The organism is Bradyrhizobium sp. Ce-3, assembly GCF_022835695.1.
Lineage (GTDB): Bacteria > Pseudomonadota > Alphaproteobacteria > Rhizobiales > Xanthobacteraceae > Bradyrhizobium.
This window is the reverse complement of the sequence record NZ_BQUV01000010.1, coordinates 204,535-224,911: the sequence shown is the minus strand read 5'-3', so window position 1 is coordinate 224,911 and position 20,377 is coordinate 204,535. Positions and strand designations below refer to the sequence as shown.

Annotated in this window: 18 protein-coding genes; 7 read left to right on the top strand and 11 right to left on the bottom strand. The window is 62.8% G+C overall.

Features of this window, described 5'->3' with window-relative positions:
* The first annotated feature begins 11 nt into the window (after window positions 1–11).
* Genes BRSPCE3_RS30465 through BRSPCE3_RS30450 form a run of 4 tightly spaced genes read left to right on the top strand, consistent with a single transcriptional unit; the run spans window position 12 to window position 4,466 of the window.
* Window positions 12–1,193 (top strand): substrate-binding domain-containing protein, encoded by a 1,182-nt coding sequence (locus tag BRSPCE3_RS30465; protein WP_244070032.1) that lies wholly within the window; start codon window positions 12–14, stop codon window positions 1,191–1,193.
* A 15-nt stretch (window positions 1,194–1,208) separates the two neighbouring features.
* Window positions 1,209–2,063 carry a branched-chain amino acid ABC transporter permease gene (locus tag BRSPCE3_RS30460; protein ID WP_244070031.1) on the top strand — a complete coding sequence of 285 codons (855 nt, stop codon included), beginning with the start codon at window positions 1,209–1,211 and terminating at the stop codon, window positions 2,061–2,063.
* Entirely contained in the window at window positions 2,041–3,774 is a 1,734-nt protein-coding gene (locus tag BRSPCE3_RS30455; RefSeq protein WP_244070030.1) for an ATP-binding cassette domain-containing protein, read from the top strand. Before BRSPCE3_RS30460 ends, BRSPCE3_RS30455 begins: the two co-directional genes overlap by 23 nt.
* A complete protein-coding gene (locus BRSPCE3_RS30450) occupies window positions 3,771–4,466 on the top strand; it encodes an ABC transporter ATP-binding protein (RefSeq protein ID WP_244070029.1) in 696 nt (231 codons plus the stop codon). Before BRSPCE3_RS30455 ends, BRSPCE3_RS30450 begins: the two co-directional genes overlap by 4 nt.
* A gap of 179 nt (window positions 4,467–4,645) precedes the next feature.
* Here BRSPCE3_RS30450 and BRSPCE3_RS30445 read toward each other — a convergent pair whose 3' ends face one another.
* The 10 genes from BRSPCE3_RS30445 to BRSPCE3_RS30400 form a co-directional block, all read right to left on the bottom strand.
* Window positions 4,646–5,659, bottom strand: coding sequence for an ABC transporter substrate-binding protein (locus BRSPCE3_RS30445; protein ID WP_244070028.1), 1,014 nt, complete (start codon window positions 5,657–5,659; stop codon window positions 4,646–4,648).
* Between the two features lie 66 nt (window positions 5,660–5,725).
* Entirely contained in the window at window positions 5,726–6,823 is a 1,098-nt protein-coding gene (locus tag BRSPCE3_RS30440) for an ABC transporter ATP-binding protein (RefSeq protein WP_244070027.1), read from the bottom strand.
* 37 nt (window positions 6,824–6,860) lie between these two features.
* Window positions 6,861–8,417 (bottom strand): iron ABC transporter permease, encoded by a 1,557-nt coding sequence (locus tag BRSPCE3_RS30435; RefSeq protein ID WP_244070026.1) that lies wholly within the window; start codon window positions 8,415–8,417, stop codon window positions 6,861–6,863.
* A gap of 416 nt (window positions 8,418–8,833) precedes the next feature.
* Complete coding sequence (locus BRSPCE3_RS30430; protein WP_244070025.1) at window positions 8,834–9,655, bottom strand: sulfurtransferase; 822 nt, start codon at window positions 9,653–9,655, stop codon at window positions 8,834–8,836.
* A 24-nt stretch (window positions 9,656–9,679) separates the two neighbouring features.
* Complete coding sequence (locus BRSPCE3_RS30425; RefSeq protein ID WP_244070024.1) at window positions 9,680–11,062, bottom strand: FAD-binding oxidoreductase; 1,383 nt, start codon at window positions 11,060–11,062, stop codon at window positions 9,680–9,682.
* A gap of 105 nt (window positions 11,063–11,167) precedes the next feature.
* A complete protein-coding gene (locus tag BRSPCE3_RS30420) occupies window positions 11,168–12,091 on the bottom strand; it encodes a LysR family transcriptional regulator (RefSeq protein WP_244070023.1) in 924 nt (307 codons plus the stop codon).
* A 149-nt stretch (window positions 12,092–12,240) separates the two neighbouring features.
* Window positions 12,241–12,999 (bottom strand): CoA-transferase, encoded by a 759-nt coding sequence (locus tag BRSPCE3_RS30415; protein ID WP_244070022.1) that lies wholly within the window; start codon window positions 12,997–12,999, stop codon window positions 12,241–12,243.
* Window positions 12,996–13,823, bottom strand: coding sequence for a CoA transferase subunit A (locus BRSPCE3_RS30410; RefSeq protein WP_244070021.1), 828 nt, complete (start codon window positions 13,821–13,823; stop codon window positions 12,996–12,998). Before BRSPCE3_RS30410 ends, BRSPCE3_RS30415 begins: the two co-directional genes overlap by 4 nt.
* Window positions 13,820–15,187, bottom strand: coding sequence for an MmgE/PrpD family protein (locus BRSPCE3_RS30405; protein ID WP_244070020.1), 1,368 nt, complete (start codon window positions 15,185–15,187; stop codon window positions 13,820–13,822). The genes BRSPCE3_RS30410 and BRSPCE3_RS30405 overlap by 4 nt, the downstream gene beginning before the upstream one ends.
* 16 nt (window positions 15,188–15,203) lie before the next feature.
* Window positions 15,204–16,595 (bottom strand): phenylacetate--CoA ligase family protein, encoded by a 1,392-nt coding sequence (locus tag BRSPCE3_RS30400; protein ID WP_244070019.1) that lies wholly within the window; start codon window positions 16,593–16,595, stop codon window positions 15,204–15,206.
* Between the two features lie 307 nt (window positions 16,596–16,902).
* Here BRSPCE3_RS30400 and BRSPCE3_RS30395 point away from each other — a divergent pair, with 307 nt between their 5' ends.
* Window positions 16,903–17,091: a hypothetical protein gene (locus tag BRSPCE3_RS30395; RefSeq protein WP_244070018.1), complete on the top strand. Its 189-nt coding sequence runs from the start codon at window positions 16,903–16,905 to the stop codon at window positions 17,089–17,091.
* 65 nt (window positions 17,092–17,156) lie between these two features.
* Complete coding sequence (locus BRSPCE3_RS30390) at window positions 17,157–18,554, top strand: amidase (RefSeq protein WP_244070017.1); 1,398 nt, start codon at window positions 17,157–17,159, stop codon at window positions 18,552–18,554.
* 203 nt (window positions 18,555–18,757) lie between these two features.
* Here BRSPCE3_RS30390 and BRSPCE3_RS30385 read toward each other — a convergent pair whose 3' ends face one another.
* Window positions 18,758–19,618 carry a TauD/TfdA family dioxygenase gene (locus tag BRSPCE3_RS30385; RefSeq protein ID WP_244070016.1) on the bottom strand — a complete coding sequence of 287 codons (861 nt, stop codon included), beginning with the start codon at window positions 19,616–19,618 and terminating at the stop codon, window positions 18,758–18,760.
* 271 nt (window positions 19,619–19,889) lie between these two features.
* Between BRSPCE3_RS30385 and BRSPCE3_RS30380 the strand changes: the two genes are divergently transcribed.
* On the top strand, window positions 19,890–20,366 hold the full coding sequence (locus BRSPCE3_RS30380) for a flavin reductase family protein (protein ID WP_244070015.1): 477 nt from the start codon (window positions 19,890–19,892) through the stop codon (window positions 20,364–20,366).
* Window positions 20,367–20,377 lie beyond the last annotated feature (11 nt).

The window sequence follows — 20,377 nt, the reverse complement described above, 5'->3', positions numbered from 1 at the left end:
TGGAGGAAAAGATGCTCACATCGTTCAAATTGACCCGTCGGAATTTCGTTCGTGCTGCGAGCGCAGGTGCTCTGGCGATCGGCGCGCCCGCGATCCTTCGCCCAGCCATGGCGGCGGATGTGCTCAAGATCGGCGTGCTTGTCGCCGATTCGGGACCTGCCGCGCTGTTCGGTCCTGCACAACGCGCCGCCGCAGAACTGGGCGCCGCGACCGTGAATGCCAAGGGCGGAATCCTCGGCCGCCAGGTCGCCATCGTGTTTGCCGACGCTGGCGCATCGCCGGCAGAGGTGGCGAAGAGTGCCGTCAAGCTGATGTTGAGCGACAAGGTCGAGATGATCTTCGGCTCGCATGATAGCGCAGTGCGACAGGGCGTCGAAAACGTCGTCAAGGGTAAACTCCCGTACGTTTACACGCCGGTCTTCGAGGGAGACGATTGCTCGCCGAACGTTTATTTCCTCGGTGAAGTGCCTGAGCAGGAACTGCAGAAGACGTTGCCGAAGCTGCTCGAATTCGCGAAGGGAAAGACCTTCTATCTGGTCGGAAACGACTACGTCTGGGCCCGCACGACGAACGAGAAGGCCAAGAAATATATCGGCGAGATCGGTGGCAAGGTCGTGGCGGAGGACTACTATCCGCTCGGCGCGCCGAACAAGTTCGAGAACACCGTAGCCAAGATCAAGGCCGAGAAGCCTTCCGTCGTGCTGCAAACGCTGGTCGGTGGCGACAACGTCAACTTCAATCGAACCTTCGCCGATTTCAACCTGTCCGACGACATCGTCCGGCTGTCCTGCCTGCTCGAGGAAAACACCCTGATGGGCATCGGGAAGGACGCCAGCAAGAATCTCTACTCGAGCCTCGGCTACTTTGCCGACATCGATCTGCCGGAGAACAAGACGTTCATCGGCGAACTCGCCAAGAAGTATGGCGACAAGGCGCCGCAGCAATGCACGATTTCCAAAGGCCTCTACGATGCCTTCATTTTCGCATCCGCTGTGGCTGCAAAATCGAAGTCGCTCGGTGCCAAGGAGTTCGCTGCCGCGGCTGAGGGAATCTCGTTCGAGACGCCGAGCGGACCGATGACGATGACGAAGCGTCACACCACGAAGAACATTTTCCTCGCTCGATGTGATGGAACGAAGTTCACCGTGATCGATACGTTCTCGGCTGTTCCGACCCAGCAGTCCTGCACGTGACGAGCTCCGACGAGCATGGAAACGCTTCTCCTGACGCAGGTCATCAACGTCGTCTATGAAGTCCTGATCCTCGCCATCATCGTCCTCGGCCTGGCCGTGGTGATGGGCTTGTTGAATGTGCTCAACATCGCCCATGGGGAGTTCATCATGATAGGCGCGTATACTGCCTATGTGGTGCAAAAGTCGGGGCTGCCGTATGTGCTTGCGGTCCCAGCGGCTGCGGGCGTGTGCGGCATCATCGGTCTTGTGGTGGAGCGTTTCCTTATCAGGCCATTGCGTTACGAACCGTTTGAGACGCTGCTCGCAACCTGGGGATTAGGGTTGTTGCTTCGCAAGCTCGTCGAGTTGGGCTTCGGCCGTGGATATCGCAGCGTCGAAATCCCCGTCGTCGGCTCATTGAATTTCTTTGGCGAAGCATATCCGACTTATCGATTGGTGCTGATGGGCGTTTCGGCATCTGTGCTGGCCGGCTTGTTTCTCTGGTATCGCCGGGCGCCGACCGGAGCACGGATACGTGCCATGGTCGGCAACCCGGTATTGGCGGAGGCGGTCGGCATCAAGACACGAGAACTGGCCCGGAACACGTTCGTCACCGGCACTGCCATGGCGGGTATCGCCGGTGTGATGATCGCGCCGCTGACACCGGTCGAGCCGTTCATGGGGTTGGCGTTCATCGTGAACTCGTTTTTCGCGCTCGTGGTCGGCGGAATGGGCACCGTTGCGGGCTTGTTCGCCGGTGCCGGCATTATCGGTGGTTTGCAGAGCGTGCTCTCGGCCACCGTCAATCCGACCACGGCCTATCTTGCCATGCTCTTTCTCTCCATCCTCTTTCTGTGGCAGCGACCCCGTGGCCTCTTTCCTCGTCCGTAACGCGCTGATACTGGCGGCTCTGGTCCTCCTGCCGCTCTTCCTGGGCGAGTTCTGGGCGTATCAGCTTGGGCTCTATTTCCTCTATGGCCTGGCGGCGTTGGGCATCGGTCTGACCTGGGGACAAGTCGGCATCCTGCCGCTCGGACAGGGCATGTTCGTCGCGATCGCGGCGTACCTCACTGCATACGGGCTGTTCGGCTTCGGCACATCGCCAATGGCCTATCTCGTTCTCCCTGCGGCCAGCGTCGTCGTGGCGGTGTTCGGTTTTGCCTTCGCGGCCCTGGTCTTTCGCGGTCGCTTCGAGCAGGGGCCATCATTCTCATTGATGACGCTTGCTCTGACCCTGGCCGCTTTCCAGATAGCGAACGGCTGGAGCAGCGTCACCGGCGGCTTCAACGGACTTCGCAACATTCCGGGGCTGCCTGGCCTCGATGGCTTTCTCGACCTCTACCATCTCATCGCAGTGGTCCTGGCCCTGAGCATCGCCGGCGTGGACTATCTGGTGCGCGCTCCGATCGGGGTATTGTGGCGAGCCATCGCCGACAACGAGCGCCGGCTTGCCTTCCTCGGCTATGATGTTGCGTTGCTCAAGGCCGCGGGATTTGCTGTTGCTTGCGGTCTTGCCGGGCTCGCAGGTGCGCTGTATGCGCCACAGCAAAACCTGGTGACGCCGGATCTCGCCGGCTTTGCCTTTTCCGGCGATCTTGTGATTTTTGCCGCTGTCGGGGGGCGGGCCACCGTGCTCGGCCCCGTGATCGGCGCCCTCGTCGTTGGTGTGCTCTCGGCAGAACTGCGCGATCGTTTCCCGTGGTGGGAGATTGTCATTGCCTTGTTCTTCATCCTCGTGGTGCTGCGCCTACCCGGCGGGCTCATGACACTCTTTGCGCCATTGCGGCGACTATCGCTCGGGCGCAATGCTGTTCCGGTCCCGCTAGAGGCGCCGAGCAAGCCGCGTACTGCGTCGCCGCTCTCGGTGGCCTTCGAAGACGTGCGCGTACGCGTAGGTGACGTGACAATTCTCGACGGTCTCTCGGTGCGGACCGGAGAGGAAGCGGTACTCTGCGTCATTGGCCCTAACGGGGCAGGCAAAACGTCGGCACTCAATGTCATGACAGGCGTATTGCCGAAGCGCGGCGGTCGTATCGTCATCGATGGACTGGACGTGCTGCGACCCGAGCCGGCTACTGTTGCGGGCAAGGGAGTGGCTCGCAAGTTCCAGACGCCCTCCGTATTTCCGAAGCTGACGATCGATGAAAATCTGGCGGTCGCGCTGTGGGCCGGGCGTTGGCGGCTTTTTGATCTCCTTCGTCCGAGCCTGTTCGGATGGACTTCGCCGTTGCTGGAAGAAATGCGGGGACGCTTTCAGTTCCTGGAGCAAGGCGGCAAGCTGGCGTCCGCTCTTTCGCACGGCGAACGTCAGCTCCTCGAGCTCACGATGGCACTGATCACCGAGCCGCGATTGCTATTGCTGGACGAACCGTGCGCGGGCTTGTCGCATGAGGAGACGTCTGCGGTGATCGAGGCGATCCAGTGGGCGCGGCAATACCTCAACTTGCGCATCATCATTATCGAGCACGACATGGAATTGGTGCGACGGCTTGCCGATCGCGTTGTCGTTCTGCATCAAGGCCGCTTCCTTGCGGACGGCAGCATCGAGGAAGTCCAGCATAACCCGGAGGTTCAGGCGGTCTACGTTGGAGGCTCGAGGTGACAGGCGGCTATTTCGAGATCGAAAAGATCTCCGGCGGGTATGGATCGGGGCGGGTCGTGCGGGATGTCAGCATTTCGATCGGACGCGGGGAAGTCGTGTGCCTCCTCGGTCGAAATGGAGTCGGAAAATCCACCCTGGCAAAACTCGCCTGTGGATTCCTGCGGCCGCTCAGTGGGGCGGTGCGGCTGGCGGGGCACGAGATAACCGGGGCGCGACCATCAGAGAATCTCGCTGTCGGGTTAACGTATTGTCCGCAGGAAAGGGTGGTATTCGACGATCTTACCGTCGCCGAAAATCTCTCGCTGATGCGCGCGAACCGTCGGCTCGACGATCTAGATCGCTACTTTCAGGTGTTCCCGAGACTATCCGAACGGCTTCGGCAGCATGCCGGTACGCTCTCCGGAGGTGAGAAAAAGCTGTTGTCGCTGGTCCGGGGCCTCGCGGAAGGATCGGACATGATCGTCATCGACGAGCCGACCGAAGGCGTTCAATTCGAGAATGTGGTTCGGATGGCGGAGCTGATCGTTGCGCGCAAAAACGCCGGAGCGTCATTTCTGGTCGTTGAACAAAATTTGACGCTGGTCGATCGGATAGCCGACCGCATCGTGATCATGGATCATGGCGAGGTCGTCTTGAGTGCGGCTGCATCCGAGGTCGATCGAGAGGATATTCTCACCCATTTGACCGTATGACGCGACTTAGCTGGAGTCAGTATTTCAGCGCTCGATAATGCTGCTGGCGATCACGCGCACACACGCGAGCACGTCATCCGAGAAAGCGATATCGGCCGCCGCCGCTGATGTCTGAGTCTGGCGCTTTGATTGGCTTCCAGAGCGACGTCGACGGCGGCGATCGACCACAAGCCGGCAGCTCAGTTGGAGAACACCTCCTTGTACATCTCCAGCTGGGCCGGAAACTTGCTGACCAGCGTACGCCAATCCATCACATTGAAGACGAGGCCTTGCGGGGCGCCGGCGACCCTCGGTGCATCCGGCATGGTCCCCTGCATGCCGATCTCGGCGAGCAGCGCCTGTGCTTCCGCGCTGAACAGCCAGGCGGCGAACAGCTTGGCGGCGTTCGGATGAGGTGCCTTGGCGAGAATGGCTTCGTTGAGCGGGATCGAGATGACGCCTTCCTCGGGGAAGATGAACTCGAACGGCGCACCCTTCTTCGCGGCCGCCTTGAAGAAGTGGTAGGGAACGTCCAGACCGATGGTCGCCTGGCCTGAAGCCACCGCCTGGATTGCCTGGGCATTGAGTTGCGAGACGATGGGGTGATTGGCGGCGAGGCGTGCGAACCAGGCACGGTCGAGCTTGCCGGCGAGCGTGAGTGCCGTCAGCGCCTGGCCGGTTCCGGAGGCGCTCTGCAGCGTGGAAATGGAGAGCTGCTTGTCCCACTTGCTGTCGGTCAGTTCGCGCCAGCTTTTCGGCGCGTCAGCCGGCTTGACGTAGCTCTTGTTGTAGAACGGGCCGCTGACCGTCAGCGTCCAGTCGAACCACATCTTGTTCTTGCCGACGTATTTCTCGTCGATGCCGGCGGCCGTCTCCGGCTGATAGCTGGCGAAGAAGCCCCTGTCGGCGTATTCGGGCATCTCGTTTGGCGTCGTGTAGATGATGTCGCCGGCGGCCTGGCCCGAGGCGGCCTCTGCCTCCAGCCGGCTCGTCAGCTTCGGCCCGAATAGATCGACGCCCACGATCTTGATCTTCGGGAAGCGCGCCGAGAAAGCAGCGAAGATCGGCGTATTGGCGCTGGTGTTGGGATTATAGACGACAAGCTCGCGCTCATCCGCGGCCACCGCCGCGTCGTAGAGCGGCTTGAGAATCGCGGAGTCGTCTCGCGCCAGCGCAGCGCCCGTGCTCAATCCGACGACAAGGACTGTCGCCACGCCATGGAGCTTTCTCGTCCAAAAATGCCGAGTCATTCTGCTGCTCTCTCTCATGCTCACGGGTTCTCAACGAAGAAGTGGTGCGATATCTGGAAGTTGAAGGAAAAGGTGGTCGCGGGCCTTCGGTGCAGGCGTGCCGTCGGCCGACTGCGAAACCAGCAGCGGCCGGCCAGCTGCCGTGATCTCGATTTCGAGCGAAGGACCAAGCCGGGTGACACGGCTGACGGTAGCGGCGATGTGGTTGCCCTTCGGTGTTCCGGTCAGGCTGACATCCCGCGATCTCAGGCCGATGGCAAGCCGCTCCCCGATCGCGAACCGTCCTGATGCCTGCACGTTGACACGTGCTCCGTCGAGATCGAGGGTCACCCGGCCATCGGCAAGATCCGTCACGATGCCTTCGGGCATGTTGTCGTAGCCGACGAAGCCGGCGACATAGCGTGTGGCCGGGTTGAACAGCACTTCGGCGGGCGGGCCGTACTGCACGACCACGCCCTGATGAAGCACCGCGACCATGTCGGCGAGTGCCATGGCCTCGGTTTGATCGTGCGTCACCATTACGCTCGTCATGCCGAGGCGGTCGTGGATGTTGCGCAGTTCGCGGCGCAGCTGGTTGCGGAGTCCGCTGTCGAGGTTAGACAAGGGCTCGTCGAGCAGCAGGATCGAAGGCTCGATGCAGAGCGCGCGCGCCAGCGCGACGCGCTGCTGCTGTCCGCCCGACAGCTGACTGGGAAAGCGATCGAGCAGGGGGCGAAGCCCGATCAGGTCGGCGAGATCCGACACCCGGGTTTCGATCGCCGCGGCGCTGGCCCGCTTCTGGCGCATCGGAAACGCGATGTTGTCGAACACCTTCATGTGCGGCCACAGCGCATAGTGCTGGAAAACCATGCCGAGGCCCCGCTTCTCGGCCGGGACCGGAACGGGCATCTTCTCGTGGAACATCGGCCGGCCTTGCAGATCCAACTGGCCGGAGCTTGGGTGCTCCAGGCCCGCAATGCAGCGAAGCAGCGTTGTCTTGCCGCAGCCGGAGGGGCCAAGCAGGCAGAGATAGGTCCCCGCCGCAACTTCGAGATTGATCCCTTTCAGGATCTCAGTCGTGCCGTAGGACTTGCTCAGCGCCGAGATCCGGATGCTGGGGTCGGCAAGGGTATTGTTGGGAGAGAGCATCGTTCTTTCTCGTGGGTCTTCAGGCGAGTGGACGGCCCTAGCAGCCGGCGACGGCGATACGGCGTTGGTTGCGCAGGGCGGCGTAGAAGCGGGTGGAAAAATAGAGACCGGCCACCGTCAGCAGGAAAAGGGTGATGTAGCTCAGGAAGAACGCCGCCGCCTGCGCCACCTCACCGTTGCTGAACAGGGAGTAGGCATAGGTCGCAACGGTCTGGCTGTTCGTGCTCTGCAACAGCAGCGGCACGTCGAGCGCGCCGGCGATGGCGAGACTGACCAGCACCCAGGCCGCGGCAAGGCTCGGCGTGCACAGACGGGCGGTGATCGCGAGCATGACCGTCGCCGGCGGTGCCGCGCTCATCCGCGCGGCGTCCTCGAGCTCCTGGCTGACCTGGGCGAGAATGCCCTCGCAGGCCCGGATCGCCAGCGGCAGGTGGGCGACGACCAGGGCGATGGCCATGAGGATGTTGGAGCCGTAGAGCGCCCGCAAACCAGGCGTGCTGACGAAGGTCCAGACAAAGGCCAGGCTGAGCACGATGCCGGGCGCGGTCGCCGGCACCCACGATGCGACGCGGACGAAAAGGCGCAGACCACCGAGTGTGGTTCGGGTGTCGACATAGGCCATGACGAAGGCGATGGCGATGACGATCAGTCCACCGACCATCGACATCGCCAACGTGTTCAGCAGGATCATGACCTGGCGTGCGTCGGCGAAAATCGCCTGGTAGTTTGCCAAAGTATAGGTGCCGTACATGCCGAAATACGGTTGAAGCGAACCGATCACCATCTGGGTGAGCGGCAGGACAAGCGCGAGCGTGAGGAAGAGCGCGATCGCGAGCGAGACCGCCCAGTCAAAGCGTGACGGCTCGGCCGCGGCGGCCTGGCGCGACTTGCCGACGATCGAGGTAAAGTCGCGTCCGCCGACCAGCCGCGCCTGAACCAGGAGCAGCAGCGTAATCATCAGCACGACGACCAGGGACAGCGCGGTGGCTGAAGCCCATTGCGGCGTCGCTTCCTTGCTGAGATAGGCCTCGACTGCGGTCGACAAGGTCTCGATGCCGGCCGGGGCGGCGAGCAGCGCCGGAAAATCGTAGACTTGGATGCCCTCGACGAACATCAGCATGGCGACAGCGACCAGCGCCGGCGTCAGCAGCGGCAGCGAGATCCGCAACACCGCCCGCCGCCGGCTGACTCCGGACATCACGGCCGCATCCTCCAGGCTGCGATCGATCTGCAGCACCGGCCCGAGCAGAAGAAGATAGGCAACCGCGGAGACCTTGAGGACCGTGACCCAGACGAGGCCGCCGAAGCTGTAGATCGTCAGCCAGTCCGGCATGTCGTGGCCGAATGTCCGGAAGAGACTGGCGATCAGGCCACTGCGCGGGGCGCCGATCATGCCCCAGCTCACGGCAAAGAACAGTCGCGGGATGGCCGCAATGAGCACCATCGCCGGCACCAGAAAGCGGACGGCGCGTGCCGAGCTCCGCGCGGTTGCGAACGCGAAGCCGAGCCCGATCGCGATCGAGCAGATGAGTACCAGGCTGGAATAGAGGGCAGAAACGCCAAAGGCGCGGTACGTGGCCGCGCTGCCGAACACGGTTCGGAATCCCGAGAGCGTGAAAGAGCCGTCGCCGAATGGCGTCGACTTGAAGGCTCCAGCGATCAGCGTGAAGAAGGGCCAATAGACGAATGCGATCAGCAGGAGACAGAAGCCAATTCCCCAAGGCCCCAACCGCCAAACTAGCCTAACCAAGCCCGCCAAACCGCGTCTCCCGTATCATCAGAATTTTATGACGCCGCACTTTGATATGGCGGGGTTACGACTGGTTATGCTGTGTCGGCATATCGCGAGATTTCCTGCGTCATGAGCAAAGTGTTGCCCGCGGTCCAGGCGACAAATCCGCGAATTGAGCAGCCGATGGCGAAAGGCTAGGCATGCCTTTCCGCGCACGCGCGGTCCACAGGTCAGCCGCTCTCAACTTGAGGAGCCGGACGCGACTGATTGCCGCTGTGTCAAACTGCATCCGTGATGATGTCTCCCAGCGCGCCGCGTCCCCATTCCGACCAGGAGCCATCGTAGAGGCGGGCATTGAGCCCCAGACGCGCAAGGCCCAGTGCCAGAACGCAAGCTGTGAGGCCCGATCCGCAGCTCACGATGGGCTCCCGGTCTGTCGGGTATCCGAACATCGTGCGCAGGGTCGATGGATCGACAAACAAGCCGTCGGATCGCGTCAGCGAGGTGAAGGGCACGCAGGATGCGCCCTGCATGTGTCCCGATCGAAGACCAGGGCGGGGCTCCGCCGCGGCGCCGGCAAATCGCTCCTTGGAACGGGCATCGAAGATCGTGCCGTCACCGGCGGCGACAGCTTTTGCCATCTCGGCACCGGTCAGCACACGCCCCTTGTCCAGCGTCCAGGTTCGCGGTGCCACGGTCCGATCACCGGCGTCTCCCGAAACGACGGGACATCCTGCGTTCATCCAGGCGCTGAAGCCGCCGTCGAGCACGTAACAGTTTTCGATGCCGAACAGCTTGAGCGTCAGCCATACGCGCGGCGCACTGAAATGGTTGACGCTGCGATCGTAGACGGCGACCGGCCGGCTGCCGTCGATGCCGAGTTCGGCAGCCGCGCGCGCGAACGTCCCGGCATCGGGCAGCATGTGCGGCAGATCGCTGCTCCGGTCGACGATCTCGTCGATTTCGAACAGGCGTGCGCCCGGAATCCGGAGTGCCTGGAAATCGGCTCGCGCCCGCGCCGGATCGGCCGGCATGTAATAGGTCGCGTCAATGATATCAAAATCGTGCAGGCGCCGGGACAGCCGGGCTGCCGAGATCATGGGGTCATCCATCAAGAAGAGTCCTCAAATGCTTGGAATGATTTTTCCTGGATTCATGATGTCCCTTGGATCAAGCGCGGCCTTGATTCGCCGCATGATATCCAGCGCTGGCCCATGCTCGGCATTCATGTACTTCATCTTGCCGATGCCGACCCCGTGTTCACCGGTACAGGTGCCTTCGGAGGCGAGCGCGCGTGCGACCAGGGCGTCGTTGATCGCCGCGATCTGCGAAAGTTCACTGGCGGAGCTGGTATCGACCGAAAACACGACATGGAAGTTGCCGTCTCCAACGTGCCCCATGATCGCCGCGGGAACCGTGCATTGCGACAGCAGTGACTTCGCATGGGCGATCGAACCGGGCAGGGCGGAAACCGGGACGCATACGTCGGTGGCCCAGCCGCGGCATCCGGCCCGTCGGCTCACGACCGCCTTGTAGGCAGAATGCCTGGCGGCCCAGAGCCGGTTTCGGTCCTCATCTCTCTCGGCCCAGCGGAAGTCGATGCCGCCATTGTTGTTCGCGATCTCTCCGAAGAGCGCGACCTGCTCCTGCACGCTCTGCGTCGAGCCGTGAAACTCCAGGAATAACGTGTCCGCTTCAGCTTCCTGCAGGTTGGAAAATGCGTTGACCGCCCGGATGCAGGCTTCATCGAGATATTCGATGCGGGCGATCGGCAGACCGAGCTGGATGGCCTCGGTCGCGGCTCGCGTGGCCGAGATCGGATCGGGAAAACGACAGGTGGCGGAGCGGACGGATTCGGGACGGCCGTGCAATCGCAACGAAACTTCCGTGATGACGCCAAGTGTCCCTTCCGATCCGACATGGAGCCGGGTCAGATCATATCCTGCGGAAGATTTCCGAGCCCGCCCGGCAGTGCGAATAACGTCGCCCTGCGGGGTGACCACGGTCAGATTGAGGACGTTCTCGCGCATTGTACCATAGCGCACCGCATTTGTGCCGGATGCGCGCGTCGCGGCCATGCCGCCGAGCGTGGCGTTGGCGCCGGGGTCGATGGGAAAGAACAGACCGGAATCGCGAATCTCGGCGTTGAGCTGTTCACGGGGCACGCCGGCCTGGACGGTGCAGTCGAGATCTTCGACGCTGACGCGCAACACGCGGTTCATCTGGGTGAGATCGATACACAGCCCTCCGCTGACGGCAGCTGTGTTGCCTTCAAGCGAGGAGCCGTTACCGTGCGCGATGACGGGAACGCCCGCACGAGCACAGGTCAGAACGGCTTCGACCACTTCCGGCGTCGATCGGGGCCAAACCACTGCGTCTGGAGGTGCCGCTTCATGGTGCGCCTCAGTTCCCGCATGGCTGGCGAGAACGCTCGAATTTTCCGAGTACCGGTCACCGAAAATCTGCTTCAACGCCTCCCGCGTCGCCGCGCCCATCACTCCTGACATTCTTCTCTCGCTGTCATCGACGCCAGATCGCTCCCCGCGACGGGAGAGCCGGGCGGGAAAATAGAGGTCCGCGACGTCGTTTGGCCTATGCCAAATCTGGATAACTCAGGTGTCGCCTTCGCCGCCGGTCGGCACGAGAAGATCGCCCGTTTCGTCGCGGGTGGCCGAAGCGATTGCGGTGAGGAACACGCGTCGCATCTGCTGGACGAGCGGATTGCTGTCTTCTCCCTTTCGCCAGACGAGGTAGCGTTCCAGGAGAACGCCGGGCACCCGGGTGAGGCTCCAGTGCCCTGTCCGTATCTCTTCGGTCAGAGCGGAATAAGGGCCGAGCGTGCAGGCCTGCGCTCGATCCACCAGGCGCTTGATGCTGGAAATTGTCGCCAGCCGCATGTCGATCTGAGGCGGTCGACCGAGCCTGCGAAGACAGTCATAGGCCGTCTCGTTGAATGTCTCGTCGGAATCGGGGACGGCGAAGGGCAGCGTGACCTCTGACGGCGGTTGGGAGAGGCTTGGATGCACCGCAAAGAACAAGGGTTCGGAGTAGAAGCGCTGAGCCTCGATGCGAGGTGAAAAGTCGCGGCGGGAGACGACCGCGATGTCGAGATCGCCTTCGAGAACACTGTTGAGCAGAAACCGTGTTTCCGCTTCCTTGATCTCGAGGATCACTTTGGCAATCGTTCGATAAACCTCGCTCACCATCCGGTCGAGCAGCAAGAGGCTGACGCCGGGTGGCAAGCCGACCCGCAGCTGTATCTCCGGTCCCTTCTCGTCGTCGCTCATGGCTTCGCGGATGCGGTCGAATTCTCCGATCAGGCTCGCCGCACGCACCAGCAGTCGCTGGCCGGCGTCGGTCAGTTCGATGCCTTGAGGCTGGCGAATGAAGAGCGTCGTGCTGAGGTCGTGTTCGAGCTGCCGCATCCTGCGGCTGAGCGCCGGTTGTGCGATGTTGCGGTATTCGGCCGCCTTGTTGATGCTTCGAAACGTGGCTACGTCGACAAAATAGCGGAGCTGCCGGTCGTCTATGCTCATCAGCCCGAAACGCTCCGCCCTCGCTACTCGGCCACGCCGATTGGCCCTTCTGACTTTCCTGTCGGTCAGCACCCTAACGCAAACCCGCACAAGTGGCCAGCCGAACGGCGGGCGGTGATGTCCACACTTCCCTGCAAGGCGTCCTGCTCTTATTGGCGCGCCAGAAGCTTGCGCGCAAAATCGGGGTAGGGCTTGCTTAGGGCATCGCGAACGGGGCCGCGGATAAGCTCGCGTTCGGCTGTGGTCGGGACTGCAGTCATCTCGACCCGGTCCGTCACATCGAAGGAAAAGCCGGTATGCTCGCGCACTTCCTCAAGGCTGTGGCCGGGGTGCACGGAGACGAGGGTGAAGCGCTCCTTCTCCAGATCGAACCGGAACAGGCACCGTTCGCTCAAAAGCCACCTCGGGCTACCTGTCCGGTATGCCTCCTTGGGACCGATCGCCGACGCGGATTTGAAGTCCACTGCTTCCACCAGCGTGCGGCGGTCATGCTTGGGAAAGAACAGCACGATGTTGCGGACGAGGTAGAACAGCGACGCGGCGCCGAATGTCCCGGCGAACCGCTTCTTTGCCTGGGGATAGGGGCCTATCCCGACCAGGTTGATGTTGGCTTTGCCATCGACCTGAACGCCGCCAAACACGAATACGTCGAGCCGGCCCTGCGCCGCCATGTCGAACGCCTCGGCTCCGCCATCGACAAAGGGCGTTCGCCCGGGATCGCCATGAACCGCGACATAGAATCCTGGATCGACCTGCTCTCGCAGCAATCCCGCCGCGGCGGGTATCGGGGAATTCACGCCGGCCGTCATGAATGTGCCATCGCCGAACAGGCGCGCCATCGTGGCGATCAGCAGCTCTTCCTTTGAGTATGTGTCGGATCGCGCGATCCCAGCCATCGGGTTGCTCATTGCGCCGGCCCTCGCGGGGTTAGGGCGCGGTGCAGATATCTGTCGAATCCTTCGCGGGTCTGGGCTGCTGCCGCATAGGCGTCCAACTCGGCGCCGTCCTCAGGATGCACAGGCGGCAATGCGGTTGGCCAAGCGCCTCCTGCTGCGAGGGCAATACGGTCTATGTAGTGAGACGCAAGAAGGCCCGGCGCCAACTCGGCGTTGCCGGCCAGGTCCTCGGGCACGATTTTATCCACCGTCACAAGCACCTTGCCGGCGGCTCGCGCCATCGACTTGAGCTCCCGCCGCTTGCCGACCCAAACATTCCCGTGCTCATCCGCCAACGGCGCGTGAAAGATGGATATGTCGGGGTTGATCGCCGGGACGACGACCAGCGGTTGGTGCGGAGGGAACGGATTGGTGATGATCTTCCAATCCGCACGGTGCGTCAGCACGTCCGATCCGAAGATTCCATGAACCGCCATGAAAGGCAGCCGCTTTTCCCCCGCAATGTATCCCGCATGGGTCGCGGGGCACGTGGAGTCGATGATCTTGATTTCGCCGCCCTCGACCGCCGCGCAAAAGCGGGGCGCGAGTCCGCGGGGGCCAAGGCTCACCCCCGCCGCTTCCACGGAGGCCACGCATCCCGCGCCAATGAGCATGTCGACCTGAATGCCCGCCGTCGGCCCGCCGATCATGCGCAAGCCGCGCTTGCCTGCACGGATGATCTCCAGCGTCAGCGCCATCGGCACGCCCGAATTGTCGCTTGGCACCGCAACGGACGCCCCGTCCGGTATGAGCGCAGCGAGTGCCGCTGCATTCGCTTCGAAACGGGGGCTGCTCATTGCGACGCTTTCTCTCTAGCGAGTGTCGGATGAAGCTCGGCGGCGCGGCGGAGAAGGGCGAGATCCCTGCATTTTTCGATCAGCGCCTCCCTTTCAGGTTCGGGGATCGCGTGCAGCAATCGGCGCGCCTTGTTCTCCACCGCGTCCGCCAGCGCGGCGACGTCCTCTGCCGGTTGCCCGGCATCCGCATGGCAGGAAAAGTTCCGGCCGTCGGTGAGCAGGATGTCGAGGCGCGCTGCCTCGAACGGCACGGAAGGGTCGATGTTGATGTCGATGCGCTCCGCCGTTTCGCGCAGTGCCGGACGCGTCACCGTCGCCTCGCAGAAGGAAGATGGATCGGACGTGTCGATGTCGCGGAGCGCCATTGCCAGGCAGAAGCGCAAGCTGAACTTGGCCTCCAATCCATCCCGGGGCGGACTGATGAACACGATCCTGTGCTTTTCGCGCTCGACATGAATGGTGGCCTTGCCCACCTGGGCGCCATCGATGCCGTGCTGCCGCCGCAGTTGATCCCATGCCTGCAACGTGGCGTGGGTGAGGAAGCACGAGGCGTGCAACTTGAACAGATTGCGATAGAGATGCCAGCCGCCCTCCGGCTTGGCTCGCGCTGCATCGGCGTTAAATCCGTCCGAGAAGACCTCGATCACGCCCTTGGGGCGTTCGAGGATGCCGGCCATCCCGGTGATGCCCTGCGCGGCCCAGAGGGCGGCTCGCAAGCCCGCCTGCGCCGCCAGGCCGACATTGAGCGACTTGCTCATCGAGCCGTAATTGCCGTGAATGCCGCCCGCCTGTGCCGCACCAAGCGCCATCGCCATTTCGGTCTTGTGCGCGTCGAGGCCGAGCAGCTTGGCGCAGGCCGCGGCCGCGGCAATCGCGCCGGTCGTGGTGCCCTGCCATCCCCGGTGGAAGAGGCGGCCCTCGAACCCCGTGCCCATTGCGCACATTTGCTCGAAGCCGGCGACGAAAGCGGTGAGCATCGCCTCGCCCGATGCGCCGATGTGTTCTGCGAGGGCAAGGACCGCCGGCGCAATGTTGATGGTGACGTGCCCGGGCACGGCATTGTGGACATCGTCATAGTCCAGCACATGCCCCGCGGTGCCGTTATAGAGTGCGGCAAGCGAAGCAGAGGTTCTCTCTGTCCGGCCCAGCATGGTGACGCGCGGCGCCGCGCCCTCATCGAGGATCTGCCGCGCGAGAAGTGGGACGGGTGCCTCGCGCAGACCTCCGACAGAGACGGCATACCAGTCGAGAAGCGCGAGGTGAGCCAGCCGCAACGCCTTTTCGGGTATCTGAGCGTATTGCAGGTCGACCACTTGTCGTGCGAGGTCGGCGGTAAGGCTGTCCTGAGCGGTTTTCTGGTTCACGGGATGCCGCGTCCGATCATGCTTCTGCTGGATTGACGATGCGGATCAGCTTCGTCTTGTGCGACGATCGGGGCAGCGTTCCGTCGCGCACGAGCGTCACTTCCGTCGGTATGCGCAGTACGTCCTTGATTTTCGCTTCGATCCGGCCTGAAAGACCATCGAACGGCTCGTCGTCCAAGGAACCGACGATCTCGACACGGATGCGCACGGGAGGGACGACGCGCGGCGGCGGTGCGTCGAGCACGATCTCCATCTGACCGTTGGTCAGCGGCTGGAAGCCGTCGACCACGTCCTTGATCGCCGACGGAAAGATCTTCACACCGCGCACGTTCAGCAAGTCGTCTGCGCGTCCCTGAACCGAATAGCGGGTGCCGAAGCGGCCGCAATGGGGGCATTCGCCGACGCGCAGGGAGACCAAGTCACCGGTTGCATAACGCAGTCCGGGCGCGGCCTCGTAGTAGAGGCCCGAATGGATCGCTTCTCCGCTTGCGCCATCGCTGAGCGCAAGCGGCTCACGGCTCACCGGATCCACAAGATCATAGCGGAAGCAATATTCGTCGGCGAGGAAGTGCAAACCTTGATGATCGGGTCCGCCGCACTCCACCGCGGCATTGTGCCATCCGCCGAGCATTGTGTCATGGAGCCGGGCGCCGAAGCCGTCCTGCAGCTTCTTGCGGACATGGGGCAGGCTCGCGCCGGGCTCTCCCCCGCAGAACACGATCTCGACGCCGAACTCGCTTGCCGGCTTGCCCAGTTCTTTCGGCGCCCGGTCGATCAGATATGTCAGGAAAGACGGAGTGCCGGATACGACGCGAGGTCGGCAGGCATCGAGATATTGGAGCGCGCGACTGACGCCAGCCTCCGCGCCGAGCGGAATCGGATGGGCGCCATAGGCCTCGAAGGCCTGCATGAATGTCGTCCCGCCGAGCCACATGCTCAGGCCGAACAGGTGCAAGGCCGTATCGCCGGGGCGAACGCCGGCCAGATCGAGCATTCTGCCCACGACGTCATGGGTAATCTGCAGGTCGCGCCGGCTGAACAGGTAGAACGTGGGCATGCCGGTCGTGCCCGAGGTCCCGGCGACGTGTACGACATGCTCTTTCCGCGCACACAGATGCAGGCCGAAGGAGTGTCCATACTTCTCCAGGCTCGCAAGCTGCGATTCGCGGTGTTCGCTCTTCGTCATGAGGGCGGGCAGGCGGCGAAAATCGTTGATCGACCGGATGTCCGCGCCTGAACGGACGCCGGCGTCCCGCAGCTTCGGTCCGAAGAACTCATTGGTGATGCAGTGATCGATCTGAGCTGGAATTCGCGCCATGCGGATGTCGTCGAGCGCAGCCAGATATGCCGCGGCGTCTCTCCGCTTGACGGCGTCGTCCCGCGCGGCGAGGGATGTTTCCAGGTTCATTGCGATATCCCTCCATGCCGGCATCGGGAGTGCCGGCGGGACCTTCCGCCCGAATCCTGCCCCGCCGATCGTCGATTTTTCGGCAGATTGTGTAGCGCGACGGTCCCGAGGACTTGTTATGCTGTCTCGATATAGGTCTGGTCGGGGCGGCCTCGCGCCGCGAGCGTGGTCCACGCGAGGGGACATATGCCGACTCGGCATGATCAGGGATCGGTGCCGAGGCGCTAAAGCTTGTCCGCGTCCTGGCGTATGGGTCTTCAAGCCAAGCCGATCTGCGGCGCGATGCGGGTACGCGAGGATTGTCTGAATGAGTCCCGACGTGGAAGAAGCGACCACAATCGAAAGCTATGAGACCCTGCTGCTGCGAGCCGGCGCCACGGGATTGAACCGGCAGGATATCGAGGACCTGGCCCCCGGGCTTCGGGCGATCGACATGAAGATCGCCTTGCTGAGGCGGGCTTGCCGGGATGACGGCGGAGCAGATGGGGGCGGCTGATCCGCATGATGAGCTTGGTCCAGCCGGACCGGTCGCTTGTCTGTAGGTGCCGATGAAAGCAACAAATGACGACAGAGTTTGAGACTCTCGCAGCGGCTTCCCGCGCCCTGGAGAAGGGTGAAGTCAGTGCGATTGACCTGACCAAGGCCAAGCTGGCGATCTGCGACCAGGCCGAGCCTGTTCTTCGCAATTTCATCACGCTCGATCCGAAGTCCGCCCTGGACATGGCCGCGGCGGCGGATGAGCAACGCAGGGGTGGGGATGAGGTATCGCCGCTCGCGGGGATTCCGATCGCATTCAAGGACATCATCGATGTCGGCGGCATGCGATGCACTGGGCATTCCCGGCTCTATGCCGATCGCGTGGCCAAGACCGACGCTTTCACCGTCTCCTTGCTGCGAAATGCCGGAGCTGTGTTCCTCGGCAAGCTGGCGACCAATGAGTTTGCCATTGGATTGCATGATGACGAGACCGCGTTGGCACCGCAGCCGCGCAATCCCTGGAATGCCGCTCACAGCACCGGCGGTTCTTCGTCAGGTTCAGGTTCGGCGGTCGCCGCAGGGCAGGTCTTCGCGGCGTTGGGAACCGATACCGGCGGCTCGATTCGTGTCCCAGCCGCGTTCAACGGGGTATGTGGCCTGAAGCCGTCCGAGGGCCTCGTCAGCCGATCCGGCACCATGGCCCTGTCGGAATCGATGGACAATGTCGGGCCTCTGGCCCGGACGGTTGAAGACGTCGCGCTTCTGCTCGACGTGATCGCAGTCGTCGATCCGCACGAGACGGTGCAGCTCCGGCGTCCCGTTGCCAGCTACGCTTCGGAGAGTGCCAGATGCCCTGACGGCTTGAAGTTCATGCGTCTTCGATACTTCGATCGGGTGCTGGGCGATGAGCAGATTCGGGCAATTGACGCAGCCGAAAAGGCTCTGACGAGCATCGGTGCGGAGGCAGTCGAAGTCGAGTTTCCTTCGTTGGAGGAGCTCGACGCAGTCGGCGCAATCATGGCGACCTGTGAAAGCTACAGCTATCACCGCGAACGCCTCGCCGCGCATTCCGGCCTCTACGGTCGCGACACTCGTCTCAAGCTGCATCTCGGAGCCCTGATCTCAGGCGATGACTATCTCCTTGCGGCCCGACAGCGAGCGGTCCTGCGGCAGCGGTTCGCACTGGCCATGACACAGGCTGACCTCGTGCTGATGCCGCCGAGCAGGGGCGCCGCGCCCGTCTATGCTCCGCCGGCGTCGCCCAGCTTCGCGCAATGGACCAATGTCGGCTTCAATCCGGCGGCAAACGTGCTCGGTGTTCCGTCACTGACAATGCCGGCAGGCACGGAGAGCGGGCTGCCTGTGGCCGTTCAGTTGATCGGCCGCCATAACGACGATGCCCTCGTCCTGGCAGCGGGCCGTGCGGTCGAAGCGGAGTTGCGGGCAACCGGAGCTTGGGCACCTCGCTGGCCTACCTTCTGAGCCAGCGGCCGATTTCAACCTGCGGGACGCGACGAACCATGCCGGCGGCTGTCGGCATAGACGTATCGGAATGTCAGCGGCAAATGAGCGCTGTCGAGCGGAGCGAACGTCGTTTCGCGACCGGACAGGCGTAAACGAGTATCTCGCGCATCGGCTCTGATTCAATCAGGGCCGATGCGCGAGCGCGTTGCAGGCCGGCCGCGCTAGCGGATTGTCGTGCGATACATGCGCCGGCGGAGCGATGCCGGAAAGTCGCCAATCGCGCAGTGCAGGCACGAATAATTGTCCCACATCAGGAGATCGCCCACAGCCCAATTGTGGCGGTAGACGACGTCCTCGCGGGTGACATGCTGCAGCAATTCATCGACCAGAGCCATCGCCTCCGCGTGCTCCATGCCGTCGATCGCGACGATCGCGCCCTCGCTCACGTAGAGGCACTTGCGTCCGGTCTTGGGATGGATCTTCACCAGGGGGTGTCGGTTGTCCGGGATCGAGGTCTCGCTGCGCGTCTTGCGCGCCCCTGACTTCTCGGAGGCTGTCTGATTTGCCCGCCATTCTGCATGATAGTCGTGGCTGAACGTCGCCATGCGGCCCTCGAGAAAGTTTTTCATGTCGGAGGACAGCGTGTCGTAAGCGTGGCTGGTGCTCGCGAACATCGTGTCTCCCAGCGCGCGCCCATTCTCGACCGGAACCTCAAGGGCATACAGAAGCGATCCCCGCGGCGGGGCGTCCGTGTACCACATGTCCGTGTGCCAGCAGCGGCCGGCGTCGCCCACGCCGATCGGCTTGCCGTTCTCGATGACGTTGGAGACCACCAAGATGTCGGGATAGTCCGCCAGGTTGAACTGCGCCATTGGAAACCGCACGAGTTCGCTGAAGCGTTGGCTGAAGCGAATCTGTTGTTCGGGAGACATGTCTTGTCCCGAAACGACGATCACGCCGTACCGCTCGTAGAGCTGCCTCAGCTCGTCAAACTCGGCGTCGGATATGTCGCGTGACAGATCCAGTCCGGTAATCCTGTGTCCAAGGGGCCGGTCGTTGAGCTGAACATTCACGTTTGACATCGTTTCCTCCGCGTTTCCGGAAAACCGGTAGCAGGTCCGCCCCGCCCGACGGGAATGCTGACGTGGCATAGCCGCGGCGACGGTGGGCGGCCGCCAGGGCTTCAACACCCTTGGCGGCAGCAAGCCGTCACCGCATCACATGGCCTCCGCGATGAACCAGGGAGAGCATGTATCGGGAAAAGTCATAGCGGTTATTCGGTGAGTTTGCGGACGGCCCTGCTAGGTGTGTGGAGCGGGCAACGCCATCACATCAAACCGGCGGAGGGCATGGGTGCTGGACGAACGGCTATTCAGGAAGGCGGCAAGCAACTGGGCCTCAGGCGTCGCCGTGGTGACGGCCACCGATTGCGACGAAGGACCCTCGGGGCTGACGATGACCAGCGTGACCACGCTGTCTCTCAACCCGCCGCAGTATCTCGTCTGCCTCGACCAGAAGTCGGCGACGCTCAAGCGCATCCTCAAGAGCCGCATGTTTTGCATCAATTACCTCAACGCCGCGCAGCAGGAGGTATCGCGCATCTTCGCAACGAAGAATGCCGACAAGCTGGACATTCTGGATCGCTTCACCAGCAATGGCGTTCCCTACGTGTCCGATGCGATATCGATCATCGAATGCCGCATGGCGCAAAGCTACCCGGGAGGGGATCACACGATCATCATCGGGGATGTTCTCAATGCCGAATATTTCGGGGGTGATCCGCTCGTCTACTTTCGAGGCGGCTACCGCGAGATTTCAGCCCCCGAATGAAGCGCGTATCG

Coding starts and splice junctions, on each gene's coding strand:
- BRSPCE3_RS30390 (WP_244070017.1), top strand. CDS start 17,157: ATGACGACAGAGTTTGAGACTCTCGCAGCGGCTTCCCGCGCCCTGGAG.
- BRSPCE3_RS30410 (WP_244070021.1), bottom strand. CDS start 13,823: ATGAGCAGCCCCCGTTTCGAAGCGAATGCAGCGGCACTCGCTGCGCTC.
- BRSPCE3_RS30395 (WP_244070018.1), top strand. CDS start 16,903: ATGAGTCCCGACGTGGAAGAAGCGACCACAATCGAAAGCTATGAGACC.
- BRSPCE3_RS30440 (WP_244070027.1), bottom strand. CDS start 6,823: ATGCTCTCTCCCAACAATACCCTTGCCGACCCCAGCATCCGGATCTCG.
- BRSPCE3_RS30460 (WP_244070031.1), top strand. CDS start 1,209: ATGGAAACGCTTCTCCTGACGCAGGTCATCAACGTCGTCTATGAAGTC.
- BRSPCE3_RS30415 (WP_244070022.1), bottom strand. CDS start 12,999: ATGAGCAACCCGATGGCTGGGATCGCGCGATCCGACACATACTCAAAG.
- BRSPCE3_RS30430 (WP_244070025.1), bottom strand. CDS start 9,655: ATGATCTCGGCAGCCCGGCTGTCCCGGCGCCTGCACGATTTTGATATC.
- BRSPCE3_RS30385 (WP_244070016.1), bottom strand. CDS start 19,618: ATGTCAAACGTGAATGTTCAGCTCAACGACCGGCCCCTTGGACACAGG.
- BRSPCE3_RS30465 (WP_244070032.1), top strand. CDS start 12: ATGCTCACATCGTTCAAATTGACCCGTCGGAATTTCGTTCGTGCTGCG.
- BRSPCE3_RS30425 (WP_244070024.1), bottom strand. CDS start 11,062: ATGTCAGGAGTGATGGGCGCGGCGACGCGGGAGGCGTTGAAGCAGATT.
- BRSPCE3_RS30400 (WP_244070019.1), bottom strand. CDS start 16,595: ATGAACCTGGAAACATCCCTCGCCGCGCGGGACGACGCCGTCAAGCGG.
- BRSPCE3_RS30420 (WP_244070023.1), bottom strand. CDS start 12,091: ATGAGCATAGACGACCGGCAGCTCCGCTATTTTGTCGACGTAGCCACG.